Source organism: Geodermatophilus pulveris (assembly GCF_900188375.1).
GTDB classification, from domain to species: domain Bacteria; phylum Actinomycetota; class Actinomycetes; order Mycobacteriales; family Geodermatophilaceae; genus Geodermatophilus; species Geodermatophilus pulveris.
On the sequence record NZ_FZOO01000013.1, the window covers coordinates 25,548 to 38,760 of the forward strand.

Annotated in this window: 9 protein-coding genes; 7 read left to right on the forward strand and 2 right to left on the reverse strand. The window is 75.2% G+C overall.

The features are described from left to right. The first annotated feature begins 104 nt into the window (after positions 1-104). Positions 105-1,436 carry an acyltransferase family protein gene (locus CHB98_RS19870; protein WP_143425143.1) on the forward strand — a complete coding sequence of 444 codons (1,332 nt, stop codon included), beginning with the start codon at positions 105-107 and terminating at the stop codon, positions 1,434-1,436. Here the strand turns inward: CHB98_RS19870 and CHB98_RS19875 are convergent. Next, positions 1,405-2,247: a class I SAM-dependent methyltransferase gene (locus CHB98_RS19875; protein ID WP_179224733.1), complete on the reverse strand. Its 843-nt coding sequence runs from the start codon at positions 2,245-2,247 to the stop codon at positions 1,405-1,407. The two genes, CHB98_RS19870 and CHB98_RS19875, sit on opposite strands and share 32 nt — an antisense overlap. A 148-nt stretch (positions 2,248-2,395) precedes the next feature. After that, positions 2,396-4,705: a right-handed parallel beta-helix repeat-containing protein gene (locus CHB98_RS19880; protein WP_179224735.1), complete on the reverse strand. Its 2,310-nt coding sequence runs from the start codon at positions 4,703-4,705 to the stop codon at positions 2,396-2,398. Positions 4,706-4,953: 248 nt separating this feature from the next. On the opposite strand from CHB98_RS19880, the gene CHB98_RS19885 reads away from it, so the two are divergent. From CHB98_RS19885 to CHB98_RS19910, 6 genes are all read left to right on the forward strand, one after another. Continuing rightward, the gene (locus tag CHB98_RS19885) at positions 4,954-6,486 is read left to right on the forward strand and encodes a P-loop NTPase family protein (protein WP_089307348.1); all 1,533 of its coding nucleotides are present in this window, start codon (positions 4,954-4,956) and stop codon (positions 6,484-6,486) included. Positions 6,487-6,583: 97 nt separating this feature from the next. Beyond that, positions 6,584-8,170: a hypothetical protein gene (locus CHB98_RS19890; protein WP_089307349.1), complete on the forward strand. Its 1,587-nt coding sequence runs from the start codon at positions 6,584-6,586 to the stop codon at positions 8,168-8,170. After that, positions 8,163-9,065 (forward strand): glycosyltransferase family 2 protein, encoded by a 903-nt coding sequence (locus CHB98_RS19895; RefSeq protein ID WP_218822443.1) that lies wholly within the window; start codon positions 8,163-8,165, stop codon positions 9,063-9,065. Before CHB98_RS19890 ends, CHB98_RS19895 begins: the two co-directional genes overlap by 8 nt. Continuing rightward, the gene (locus tag CHB98_RS19900) at positions 9,062-10,426 is read left to right on the forward strand and encodes an oligosaccharide repeat unit polymerase (protein ID WP_143425144.1); all 1,365 of its coding nucleotides are present in this window, start codon (positions 9,062-9,064) and stop codon (positions 10,424-10,426) included. Before CHB98_RS19895 ends, CHB98_RS19900 begins: the two co-directional genes overlap by 4 nt. Further along, complete coding sequence (locus CHB98_RS19905) at positions 10,423-11,532, forward strand: glycosyltransferase family 4 protein (protein ID WP_089307351.1); 1,110 nt, start codon at positions 10,423-10,425, stop codon at positions 11,530-11,532. The genes CHB98_RS19900 and CHB98_RS19905 overlap by 4 nt, the downstream gene beginning before the upstream one ends. A 355-nt stretch (positions 11,533-11,887) precedes the next feature. Continuing rightward, positions 11,888-13,210 carry a sugar transferase gene (locus CHB98_RS19910; RefSeq protein ID WP_218822444.1) on the forward strand — a complete coding sequence of 441 codons (1,323 nt, stop codon included), beginning with the start codon at positions 11,888-11,890 and terminating at the stop codon, positions 13,208-13,210. The last annotated feature ends 3 nt before the right edge of the window (positions 13,211-13,213 follow it).

A 13,213-nucleotide genomic window follows, 5' to 3' on the forward strand; every position in this document is an offset into this window, starting at 1 on the left:
AGAGCGCACGACACACTTGGGGCCCGGCGAGTCGGTCGGCGTGTCGGCGTCGAGGCCACGGTCGTCACCGCGCCCGCTCTCGGGCCGACGCTACGGTCGCCGTGATGACCGCTACCGACGGCCTCGTCCCCGCGACGAGGTCCCCGCCGAGCCGGCGGTTGATCGGCATCGAGGGGCTGCGTGGACTGGCGGCACTCCTGGTGCTCTTCCGGCACGTCGGCCAGTACACGTCGGACCCCGCGGAGACCGGGCTGCTCGGGCGCCTGTCCGAGTGGTCCGCGCACGGACTCACGCTGTTCTTCGTGCTGTCCGGCTTCCTCCTGTACCGCCCCTATGCCAAGGCGATCCTCGCGCGTCAGGAGCTCCCCTCGACGCGCCGCTACGCGGCCAACCGCCTGCTGCGCATCTACCCGGGGTACGTGGTGGTCTTCGTCCTGGTGTGCCTGGTGTTCGGCCTCGCCGCCCTCCCCGGCCAGCCGGGTGCCGGCGAGCAGACCGTGGGCCGGCTGAGCGATCCGGCGACGGTGGTGCTGGACCTGTCCCTGCTGCACACGTACGTGCCGGGATACCTGCTGACCGGGATCACGCCGGCCTGGTCACTGACGGCGGAGCTCACGTTCTACGTCGTCCTCCCCCTGCTCGCCGTGGCCGCTGCCGCACTCGCCGCCCGCTGGGTGGGACCGACCGTGGCGATCACCGCGGCACCGGCCGCGCTGGTCGTCCTCGGTCTGGCGAGCACGGCCGTGTCCGTCGCGGCACAACGGGGACTGACCGATGCCGAGCGGGTCGCCTTCGCCTGGGGGCCGACGTGGACCGCGGTGTGGGACCGGTCCCTGCTCGCCCAGGCCGACCTGTTCGGGTACGGGATGCTCGTCGCCGTCCTCGTGACGGTCGCCGGGCGCCGGAGCGGCCCGTCGTGGCGACCGGGCGCCTTCGTCCTCGCCGCGCTGGCGCTGCCGGCGCTGTTGCCCCTCCTGGTGGTGGACGAGCAGTTCGGCGCCCGGGTGATGGGCCTGGCGGCAGCAGCCCTGCTGGCCGGTGTCGTCCTGCCGTCCCGCCACGACAGGGGAGGCGACACCCTCCTGGCGCGCTGCCTGGACTGGTCCCCGATCCGCTACCTCGGCCTCATCTCGTACAGCGTCTACCTCTGGCACGTGCCGGTGATCTGGGGGATGGAACGGCACTCGCTGACCTTCGGTGACGACGCCGGCGGCCTGCTCCTGAACACCGGGGTGACCGCGGTGATCGTCGTCGGGCTCTCCACGGTCACCTACTTCCTGGTGGAGCGACCGGCTCTGGCGCGTCAGGTGCCGTGGCGGCGCGCACCCCGGGACAGGCCACCCAGCGGGCCACCCGCACCGTTCCTGGACCCACCGGCTCCCAGCCCCGACGCCGGCCGGCAGGTCAGGAGGAGGCGTCCGGCGAGCCGGCCCTGATGCCCTCCATGTACAGGCTCTCCCCCAGCCGCTCCGGGGAGTCCGGCACGGGTGAGAGGTCGGTGTCCCGGTACGCGCGCCGGGTGACGTGCTCGAAGCCGGCGCAGCGCATCAGCGCGGCCAGGGTCTCGGCGTCCCAGACGGACACGTGGCCGTGGTGGTAGACGACCTCGGACACCGCCATCAGGGGCGTCGGGCGCCCAGGCCTCTCCTGGGTGAGGAAAGCGACGTCCTCGCCGGTCCCGGTCGCCGCGGCCACGTAGCTGCGGGCGTAGCGCCCGAAGTCGGGCACGGAGAGGCGCAGCACCCCGCCGGGTCGCAGCAGCCGGTGACACTGCTCGAGCGCGCCGAGACCCTCCCGGGCGGGCAGGTGCTCCAGGACGTGCTCCATGAAGACGGCATCGACCGCGCCGTCGGGCAGCGGCAGCGGGCGCCGCAGGTCCCAGACGACGTCGGGGTGCACCCCCCAGGCCGCGTGCCAGCCCCAGAGGTCGATGTTGACCCACCCGGGCACGTTGTAGGTCCCGCTGCCGAGGTTCAGCAGCAGCGGTGCGCCGCTGTCGTGCAACTGCCGCAGGCGGCGCGCCGAGCCGGGCGCGGCCAGCCGGGTGCCGAGCATCTTCAGCCCGTGCCTGGTCCCCGGACCGAGCAGCCCGCGCAGCCGCCTCGCCAGTCGCCGGCCGCCCTCGGGCGGTCCGTCAGCCGAGCCACCGAGCAGGTAGGCGCGGAGGTCGCCGGCAACGGCCGGGTCTCTCGGCTGCGGGGACGGATCGGCCGCCCGACCGGGGCTGTGGACCACCGACTGCTCCATCCACCGACTCCTGGGCTCGACACGGTCTGGTCCCGGAGCACCGCGGCGGGCTCCGGGCGTGTCCATCCTGCCAGTCGCCCTGCGGACGGGTGGACCGTCAGGCCGTGTCGGGCCGGCGCACCGGCCGCCGGCGCGCGACCCAGATCGCTCAGGGGACCTGTCTCGGCAGCAGGGGGCGGCCGTCGCGGGTCCAGCCCTGGGTGCGGTAGGTGGTGCTGGACTCGTTGCTGACGAAGGTGGTGTCGGGGCCCGGCCCGTCCAGGGCCAGGCCCTCCAGCCGGACGTCGGAGACCTCTCCGCCGGAATCGGTGACCAGCCCGACCCACCGGCTGGCCGAGGGCCGGGTGCCGGCCACGGTGACCCCGGAGACGACCACGTCGCGCACCGCCCGGTCCGGAGTGCCGTTGTAGACCAGCACCGCACCGTGGTCGATGTCCACCCCGCTGTTCGCCCCGGTCACCGTCCCGCCCTGCACGTCGACCCCGTCGACCCCGGCGGTGTCCCACCCGCCCTCGGCGGCGACGTAGATCCCGGCCGCGTAGGTGTCGGTCACCGTCACGTCCCGGTAGGTCACGTCCTGCCCGCCGACCACGGAGATGCCCCGCCCGCCACGGCTGCCGTCGACCACCGGGGAGTCCACCACGATCCGCGCGCACGGCTGCCCGTCACTGCGGTAGGACACCACCGCCACCCCGTCGTCACCCACGTCACGCACCACCGGGGCCACCACCCGACCGTCGCGCGACCGGCCGGTGATGTGGATGCCGTCCGCCCGGGTCCCGGTGACCTGCACGCCCTCCAGCAGGAACTCCGCCGCCCCGCCACCGACGAACACCCCCGCGGCCGCCGACCCCTGCACCCGCACGTCGCGCACGACGACACCGGAGTGCCCGTCGACCCGCAGCCGCTGCTGCTCCGCGGCCTCCCACCGCCGACTGGTCGCCCCGATCGTCAGCGTCACGTCCTCCAGCACCACGTCGTCAGCGGCCAGCACCAGCGACGAGCGCTGCTCACTGGTGGCCAGCAACGTGCCACCCCCGGTCACCGTCACCCCCGCCGAGGCCAGCGACAGCACGTCACCGTGGGCGAACGTCCGCCCCGCCGGCAACACCACCGTGTCCCCTGGCGCCGCCGCGTCGAACACCGCCTGCAACGCCCGCGTGTCATCGGTCACCCCGTCACCGACCGCCCCCGCGTCCACCACCGACACCACCCGACCGGCCACCGGCCCGGCGGGGCCGGACGCCGCCGCGCCGGCGTCGAGCACCTGCTCGTCCCGGTGGTCCGGCAGGGGGCGGCCGTCGCGGGTCCAGCCCTGGGTGCGGTAGGTGGTGCTGGACTCGTTGCTGACGAAGGTGGTGTCGGGGCCCGGCCCGTCCAGGGCCAGGCCCTCCAGCCGGACGTCGGAGACCTCTCCGCCGGAATCGGTGACCAGCCCGACCCACCGGCTGGCCGAGGGCCGGGTGCCGGCCACGGTGACCCCGGAGACGACCACGTCGCGCACCGCCCGGTCCGGAGTGCCGTTGTAGACCAGCACCGCACCGTGGTCGATGTCCACCCCGCTGTTCGCCCCGGTCACCGTCCCGCCCTGCACGTCGACCCCGTCGACCCCGGCGGTGTCCCACCCGCCCTCGGCGGCGACGTAGATCCCGGCCGCGTAGGTGTCGGTCACCGTCACGTCCCGGTAGGTCACGTCCTGCCCGCCGACCACGGAGATGCCCCGCCCGCCACGGCTGCCGTCGACCACCGGGGAGTCCACCACGATCCGCGCGCACGGCTGCCCGTCACTGCGGTAGGACACCACCGCCACCCCGTCGTCACCCACGTCACGCACCACCGGGGCCACCACCCGACCGTCGCGCGACCGGCCGGTGATGTGGATGCCGTCCGCCCGGGTCCCGGTGACCTGCACGCCCTCCAGCAGGAACTCCGCCGCCCCGCCACCGACGAACACCCCCGCGGCCGCCGACCCCTGCACCCGCACGTCGCGCACGACGACACCGGAGTGCCCGTCGACCCGCAGCCGCTGCTGCTCCGCGGCCTCCCACCGCCGACTGGTCGCCCCGATCGTCAGCGTCACGTCCTCCAGCACCACGTCGTCAGCGGCCAGCACCAGCGACGAGCGCTGCTCACTGGTGGCCAGCAACGTGCCACCCCCGGTCACCGTCACCCCCGCCGAGGCCAGCGACAGCACGTCACCGTGGGCGAACGTCCGCCCCGCCGGCAACACCACCGTGTCCCCTGGCGCCGCCGCGTCGAACACCGCCTGCAACGCCCGCGTGTCATCGGTCACCCCGTCACCGACCGCCCCCGCGTCCACCACCGACACCACCCGACCGACCACCGGCCCGGCGGCGTCCGTCCCGGGGCGCACCGACCACCAGCCGAGGACGACCAACGCGACCAGCCCGAGCGCGATCCCGGCCGGCCGGCCGGGACGCCGTGCCCGCCGTGGCACGGCGGGGGGCTGCGCCGGGCCCCGCACCGGGCGGGGTGTCGTCAGACGCATGGGGGCAACTCCCCGGGAGGTGGGCAGGGCACGGCAAGCGGGGTCGGTGGGTGTGGTGGTGGGTGGCGGCGCGTCTCCGCGCGGCCGGGGCTGGGGTCTGGCCGCGCAGCATCGTAACCTCGATGTTCGACACGGTCGGCCGCCCGCGAGGGGGCGGGTCGCCGAGGCCGGTGCCGACACGCGGGGGGGGGGGGCGGATGAGACCGACCCGCGCCCGGGGCGCAGGGGCGCTGACCGGAGCGCTGGCCGGGGCCCTCCTCCTCGGGGTGCCGGCCGGCCTCCTGGCAGCTGCCAGCGCCGACCCGGTCGGCGCCTCCGCCCTCGTGCTCAGCCGGCCCGACCCGGCCGTGGTGGAGCAGATCGCGTCCGGCACCGGCAGTGGGAGCGTCGGCGGCCGCAACGACTCCTACCTGGAGGCCGAGCTCGTCCGGCTGGGCAGCGCCGACCTCGCCGCGTTGGTGGCCCGCTCGCTGTCGGCCTCCGGGCCGGTCGACCTGCAGGCCAACCGGGTCGGGGAGTCCAACGCCGTGGAGATCACCGCGGTCAGCGACGACCCCCAGGCGGCACTGGCACAGGCCCAGGCGGCTGCGGAGGTCTACACCCGTGACCGCCAGGCCCGGTTGCTCGCGCGCATCGACGCGCAGGTGGTCGTCCTCGACGAGCAGATCGAGGCGACGGAGACCGCCCTCGACGAGCTCGACCCCGCGCCGGCGACCGGGCCCGACCCGGTCGAGCGCCAGCGCGAGAGGCTGGAGGACCACTACGCGGCCCAGCTCGTGACCCGGGACCTGCTGCAGCGTGCCGTGGCGGAGGCACCCGAGGTCGCCGCCGCGGTGCAACCGGCCCGGCTGTTGGCCACCGGCCGCGTGTCGGAGGGTGTGACCGCCGGCCTCGGCGCGGCCGCCCTGGGCGCGCTGGCCGGGGCGACGGTCCCCGGCCTGCGGGCCGCGCTGCACGGCCGGCTCCGCGGCCGGCACGACCTCGTCGACCTGGGCGTGCCGGTCCTGTCGCCCGCCCTGCCGCGGCGCCGCCCGTCCACGCACTCCAGCGGTGAGCTGGAACGCGTGGTGCAGCTGCACGCGCTGCAGTTGCCCGCCGGTCCGTCGGCCGGCGGCAGCCTGGCCGTCCTGGCCGCCACCGCCGGCGTGGGGACGACGTTCACCGCCGTGCAGCACGCCCGCCATGCCGCCCGCCACCGGCCCACCCTGCTCGTGTGCGCTGCCGGGCAGTCCACCGCGCTGGATGCGCTCGGCACGCCGCGGCCGCACGCCGACCCGGTCGCAGCAGGTGTGACGTGGGACGTCCTCACCGCGGCCGGCCCCGACGCCGAGGAGCTCGTACGGGCGGCGGCGCGGACCGTCGTCCCCAACCTCGCCGTCGTGCTCTGGGAGCCCGGCGACGCCACCGCAGTGGCGCAGGCGGCGGCCGGCGGGCTGGCCGATGCCGCGGCGGCCGCCGGGTGGGCGCTGGTCGTGGACACGCCGCCGCTGGACGCGTCCGACCTCGGCATCGCCGTCGCCCGGTCCTGCCGGGAGGTGCTCCTGGTCGCCGCCAGCGACCGGTCCACCGTGGAGGAGGTCGAGCAGGCGCTGGACGCGCTGCGGTCGGCCGGTGCCACCGTCAGCGGCATCGTCGTCGACGACCCGCTCCCCCCGTCACGGACCGTCACCGGGACCCGCAGCGGGCCGGCACCGGCCGGGGCCGTGACACACCAGTCCACCATCGGGTGAACTGTGCGGGCAGGTGCCCGAGGCCTCCCGGCCCGCGCCGTCGCCCGGCGGCCGGCGGACCCACGAGCGAGCGACCGAGAGACGAGGACGACCTGGCATGACCTGGACGACGGTGGACGACACCGCACGTGACCCCGGCGGTCGGCCACCACGCTCTGCCCGGGCCGGCAGGCTCCGCAGGGCGCTCCTCGGCGCCCTGCTGGGCGCTCTGCTGCTCGGTCTCGCCGCGGCGGTGTTCGTCAGCGGCCGCGAGCAGCCGGTGAGTGCCTCGGCGCTGGTGCTGACCGCACCGGACCCGGCCGGCGTGGAGAGCCCGGGATCGTCCCTGAGCGGTGACCCGGCGGCACGGGCGGCCACCTACGTGGAGACCGAGCTGGTGATCCTGGGCGGCGCCGCCTTCGCCGACCAGGTGGCCGACCGGCTCGGCCGACAGGACGTCGACCTGCAGGCGGTGCAGGTCGGCGAGTCCAACGTGCTGGAGCTCACCGCCACCGCCGAGGACCGCGGGGCCGCGCTGCTGCAGGCCCAGACCGCCGCCGAGGTCTACATCGACGACCGCGAGCAGCGCCTCGTCGACCGGGCCGACCAGCAGCTGGCCGCCGTCGAGGGACAGATCGCGGCGACCGACACCGCGCTGCGGGAGCTGGGACAGCCGGCGCAGTCGGGCTTCGACCCGCAGACGCGGCAACGGGACGCCCTCAGCGAGCGCTACGCCGAACAGCTCGCCGCCCGCGACGACCTGCAGCGGGCCGTGGCCGACGCCCCCCAGGTGGCGGACCTCGTCCAGGCCGCCACCCCGGCGCCGCCCGGCCTGGTACCCACCGGTGTGCTGCTCGTCCTGTCCGCCGCCGTCGTCGGCGCGGTGCTGGGGGCCGCGGCGCCCATCGTGCTGGGGTCGCTCGGCGGCCGGGTGCGCGACGAGGCCGATCTCGCCGCGACCGGCGCCCCGGTGCTCTCCCCTCCACTGCCCGGTGCCCGGCTGGCCGCCCGGCGGGCCGGCTCACTCGAGCGTGCCGTGCAGCTGCAGGCGCTGCGGTTGACCGGGGGGCCGGCCGCCCGCGGGAGCCTGGCCGTTCTGGCGGCGACGTCCGGGGCGGGTGCCACCTTCACCGCCGTCCAGCACGCCCGGCTGGCCGCCCGTCGCGGGCGCACCCTGCTCATCTGCGCCCACAGCGGGTCCGAGGAGGCGCTCGGTGAGCTGGGCGTCGACCCGCGCCACCTGCCGGCCGTCGACCTGACACCGGCCGACGGGCGGCCGGTGCCCGCTGACGTCCTCGCCCGCGCGGCACAGCCGACGGCTGTGCCGGACCTGTTCATCGTGAGCCCCGGGCCGCACCCAGGCCACGAGACGGTCGACCTCGGCCGCAGCCTGGCCGGCGGTCTGGTACCCAGCGCGGTCGCCTCGGGCTGGGCGGTCGTGGTCGACACCCCGCCGCTGGACCGGTCCGACCTCGGCGTGCAGGCGGCGCGTCAGTGCGCCGAGACGGTGCTGGTCACCGCGGCCTGGCGGTCGACGGTCGAGGAGGTCGAGCGCAGCCTCGACGCGCTGCAAGCGGCCGGGGTCGACGTCGCCGGGGTCGTGCTCACCAACCCGCGACGCTCCCTGCACCCGTGGCGCCGGGGGTCCGAGCTGGTCGGTGGCCGGGCCCGGTCGGCGCACCACGAGCAGGTGCAGCGTGCCTGAGCCACCCGCCCGGGGCGCCGCCGAGCTGTCCCTCGTGGTCACCACGGTCGGCCGACCGGCGGACTTCGCCCGGCTGCTGGCCTCGGTCGAGTCCTCCCCCGCCGCCGGGAGGGTCGAACTGGTCCTCTGCGACCAGGGCGCCGACCGCGCCTGCACGCGGCTGCTCGAGGACAGCGGGACCGGGGTCGCCTGGCAGGCCACCACCTCCGGCCGCGGCGCCTCCCGGGGGCGCAACGCCGGGTTGAGGCTGGCCACCGCCGGGCTGCTCGGCTTCCCCGACGACAACTGCTGGTACCCCACCGACACACTGGACCGGGTCCTGGCCGCCTTCGCCGGCGACCCGGGACTGGCCGGTCTCAGCGGTCAGCAGCAGACCGTCGACGGGCGGGGGTCGATGCTGCGCTGGCTGCCCGACCCCGGGCCGGTGACCCGCACCAACTTCATGCGGACCACGATCATGAGCACCATGTTCTTCCGGCGCGGCGTGCTCGACGAGGTCGGCCACTTCGACGAGGGCATGGGCGTGGGCTCGTCGGGCTGGTACGGCGCCGGGGAGGAGTCCGACCTGCTGCTCCGGGTGCTCGACGCCGGTGGCCGGGTGCGCTACGACCCCGGACTGGTCGTGCTGCAGGACGAGACACGGAACGACTCGGACACCACGTTCGAACGCAAGATGCTGCGCTACGGCTGCGGCAACGGGCACCTGTGGCGGCGGCACCGGCTGCCCCGCCGCCAGCTGCTGTGGTACTCGGCGCGCAAGGCAGCGGGCGTGGCCGTCCGCACCGCGCGTGGGCAGCGCAACCTGGCCCGCGCCGACCTGGCCTACCTGCGGGGCACCTGGGCCGGATGGACCGACCGCCGGCCGGCCGACTGGCCCGAGGGCGCCGGCTCGTGAGCGCCCCGGCTGCGACCGGGACGTCGACCCGGACCGGGCGGGGGTTGTGGTGGCTGTCCCCGGCCGGCCTGCTCGGCGTGCTGATCCCCACCACCGTCCTGCTGACCGGCCTGCTCAGTGATGCCGTCTTCCGGCTGCAGTACCGCACTCCCAAGTCGGTGACCACCGAGACGCTGCTCCTGGTCGCGGTGGCCTGCCTGGTCCTGGCCGGCGCGGCCACCCTGGCCGCCGGACTGGCGCGCGGCGGCGGGACGCCGCTGCTGCTGGACCGGGGCGTGCGCCCCCAGCTGCGTTCGGCCGCCCGGGTGCTGTTCTGGGCGACCGTCGTCGGCTACACGGCGTTCTACGTCGCCGGTTTCGCCCGAGGGCTCCGGCCGGCGCAGGTGCTCGAGATCCTGATCAGCCAGGACAACTACGGCGTGAGCCTGCGGGACTACTTCGGCGGCGTGCCGGGGCTGACCACGCTGACCCAGTGCGGGATCGCCTTCGTGGTGGTCGCGACCTACGTGCTGCGCCGCGAGCACGACCGCCGGCTGGCCGCCCAGGTCGTCGTGGTGCTGCTGCTGACCCTGCTGCGCTCCTACGTCAACAACGAGCGGCTGGCGCTCATCGAGGTGGCGATCCCGGCGATCGTCGTGCTGGCGATGACGGCCCGCAACGACCGGCGCCGCAGCCGCCGGGTGGCCGCCCGCTTCGGCCCGCTGGCCCTGGCCCCGCTGCTGTTCCTGCTGTTCGCGGTGTTCGAGTACTCCCGCAGCTGGCAGTACTTCGAGAGCCGCACCGACCTGTCCTTCCTGGAGTTCATGGTCGTCCGCTTCGCCGGCTACTACGCCACCGCCTACAACAACGGGCAGCTGCAGCTCCTCTACGCCGACTTCCCCGGTCGACTCCCCCGCGACTCGCTGCAGGCGTTCTGGGAAGCCCCGGTCATCGCCCAGCTGGGCCTCTACGACCGGCTGTCGGCGCCGGTGCCGACCGCGTCCGACAGCATCCTCGAGCAGTTCGGCAACCCGGAGTTCAACAACCCCGGCGGGGTCACCACCCCCTTCGTCGACTTCGGTCCCGTGGGCGGCCTGCTGTTCATGGCCGTCCTCGGCGCCGTCCTCGGGCTGCTGTACCGCCGGTTCGTCGACGGCGAGGTCGTCGGCGCCCTGCTCTACCCGGTCGCCTTCACCGGCCTGCTCGACCTCCCCCGCTACCTCTACTGGACGCAGGGGCGCGTCACCCCCGCCCTCGCCGGGCTGCTGGCGGTGGCCTACGTGATCGTCCGGGCCGAGCGGCGGGAACGGAGCCGCGCGGCGGCCCACCGGCGCTCGCTCGGGCAGCGGGTCGTCGCTCCCACCGGCGGGAGCCCGGGATGACCCCACCGGTCCGCTGGTTGCTGATGGCCGGCCACGTACCGGCCAGCGGCCTCCTGGGCGGGATCGTCCGGTACACCGTGGAACTGGCCCACGCCCTCGAGCGGCGCGACGACGTCGAACTGCACCTGCTCGCCTCGCCCGCCGCCGCCGAGACCCTGGCCGGGATCGTCGGTGGGCAGGAGCGGGTGGTCCGGCTGCCGGCGGTGCCCGGGGGGACCGTCCCGGCCCTCGAGCGGTGGGCCCTGGCGCAGCGGCTCGGCGACCGCTTCGACGTCGTGCACGGCACCAAGCACCTGCTGCCCCGCGGGGTTGCGGCGCACACCGTGCTGACCGTGCACGACATGCTGCTGCTCGACCGCCCGGAGGACTTCGCCGCGCCCAAGCGCGCACTGCTGCGCGGTCCCTACCGCGCCTCGCTGCGCCAGGCCCGCACGCTGGTGTGCGTCAGCGCGGCCACCCGGGACCGGCTGGCCGCCTGGGAGCCGCGGGCCGCCGCCCGTGCCGCCGTCGTCCCCCTCGCCACCAGCACCCGGTTGCGGGAGGCCACCCCGGTGCCGGTCGGCGCGCTGGACGGACGACCGTTCGGGCTCGTCGTCGGCGACGGGTCACCGCGCAAGAACGTGCCCGTCGTGACCGCAGCGTGGGCCCGGGTCGTCCGACAGCACCCGGACGCCGTCCTCGTCCACGTCGGTCCCCCGGAGTGGGGGGCGGCCGCCTACGGCCCCGACCACCCGGCGCTGCTCGCCTCGGGGAACCTGCTGCAACTCACCGGGGTGGACGACGGGACACTGCGCTGGTGCTACGAGCACGCCGCCGTCGTCCTGGCGCCGAGCCTCGCCGAGGGGTTCGGTCTCCCCGCCGCGGAGGCCCTCGACCTGGGCGCACCGCTCGTGACGTCGCACGACCCGGCGCTGTGCGAGGTCAGCGGTGACCGTGCCGAGCACCTGGCCGCCGACGACGTCCAGGGGTGGGCCGACGCGGTGCTGCGCCACCTGGCTCCTCGCGGACAGTCGGCGGCCCCGGCCCGGGCGACCCCACTGCGCACGTGGGACGACGTGGCCGCGGACACCGTCCGGGCCGTCCGCGGCGACGGCCTCGGGACCTGAGCGGTCGGTGTCCAGCCATCGGCCGGCCACGGTGCCGCCGCACGTCCTCGCACGGAACGTGACGACCCACTGCCGCAGGCGTGTTCACGCGCCCGCGTGCGGTGGTCGATCGGGGGGGCGTGGTGGGCAGGCGCCGGGTCACCCGGCAGAGTGACAGCTCGCCGGGACCTGTCCCGGTACTGCAACACCAACGGGTGGACGAACCCCCTAGTCCAGAGGGTCGTGGATGAAGTCCAGCGAGGCCATGTCGGTCCGGCACGTCAACGATCGCGCGACCCACGACAGCCGGCTCCGCAGGTGGAGTGCGGCGACCGTGCGCCCCTCGAGACAGCCGGATCGGCGCGTCAGGCGGTGGGTGCAGGGCGTCCGCGCGTGGATGGTCCTCATCCCGATCGACGCCCTGGCACTGGCCGCGCCGGCGCTGTGGACGCCGACCCAGTGGAAGGCGTCCCTGTCCTTCGCCGTCCTCAGCGTCCTGTTCATCACCGGCGCCGAGCGCTACCGGGCCCGCCTGCACGCCAGCGTCCTCGACGAGGTGCCGTCCCTCCTCGGCAAGATGCTCATGGCCGCGGCGGTCGTCGCGACGATCATCGCGCTGCGCCACGACAAGGACGGCGTCGTCGTCTTCCTGCAGAACGCGGCCCTCGCCGCGGCCCTGCTGGTCGCCGGCAGACTGGTGACCACCTCGATGGTCGTGTGGAGCCGGCGCGCGGGCCTGACCAGACACCTGACCGTGCTGGTCGGGGGCGGCCCCCTCGCTGCCGAACTGGCCGCCAAGGTCAGTGAGCACCGGCGCTACGGCCTCGCGGTGGTCGGCTTCGTCGACGACGGGCCGGAGCCCATCGCCGAGGCGATCGTGCCGCGACTGGGGCGACTGCGGGACCTGGACCGGGTGGTCCGCGAGACGGGCGCCGACGTCCTGCTGCTGGCCGACGGCGACTACTCCGAGATGGACGCCCACGAGGCGGTGCGAACGGAGAACTGCATCCCCTGCGACCTGCTCGTCGTCCCGCGGATGCACCACTTCCACACCCAGACGGGGCGTGCCGACCACATCGGCTCGATACCGGTGATGCGGATCAAGACGCCCAACCTCAACGGGCCGGGGCGGGCGCTCAAGCGCAGCTTCGACGTGACGGTCGCGGGGGCGGCGCTCCTGGTCATGGCACCGGCCATGGCCCTCATCGCCCTGGCCGTGCGCCGGGAGGGGCCGGGGGTCATCTTCCGGCAGCCGCGGGTCGGGCGGGACGGCGAACTCTTCGACGTGCTCAAGTTCCGGTCCCTGCGGCCGGTCGACGAGCGGGAGTCGGCGACGAACTGGTCCATCGCCGCGGACGACCGCGTGACCCCGGTCGGGCGGTTGCTGCGGCGGACCTCGCTCGACGAGGTCCCGCAGTTGTGGAACATCCTGCGCGGCGACATGACGCTGGTGGGTCCGCGCCCGGAGCGGCCGCACTTCGTGGAGCAGTTCTCCGCCCAGTACGAGCGCTACGCCCACCGCCACCGGGTGCAGTCGGGACTGACCGGACTCGCGCAGGTCAACGGCCTGCGGGGGGACACCTCCATCGCCGACCGGGCCCGCTACGACAACTACTACATCGAGAACTGGTCGCTCTGGCTCGATGTGAAGATCATCCTCAGGACCGTCTCGGAGGTCGTCTTCGCCCGCGGGCGCTGACAC

What these genes read in the sequence shown, in the direction of transcription:
- CHB98_RS19870 (WP_143425143.1), top strand. Translation starts at nt 105, where the DNA reads ATGACCGCTACCGACGGCCTCGTCCCCGCGACGAGGTCCCCGCCGAGC.
- CHB98_RS19875 (WP_179224733.1), bottom strand. Translation starts at nt 2,247, where the DNA reads ATGGAGCAGTCGGTGGTCCACAGCCCCGGTCGGGCGGCCGATCCGTCC.
- CHB98_RS19885 (WP_089307348.1), top strand. Translation starts at nt 4,954, where the DNA reads ATGAGACCGACCCGCGCCCGGGGCGCAGGGGCGCTGACCGGAGCGCTG.
- CHB98_RS19890 (WP_089307349.1), top strand. Translation starts at nt 6,584, where the DNA reads ATGACCTGGACGACGGTGGACGACACCGCACGTGACCCCGGCGGTCGG.
- CHB98_RS19905 (WP_089307351.1), top strand. Translation starts at nt 10,423, where the DNA reads ATGACCCCACCGGTCCGCTGGTTGCTGATGGCCGGCCACGTACCGGCC.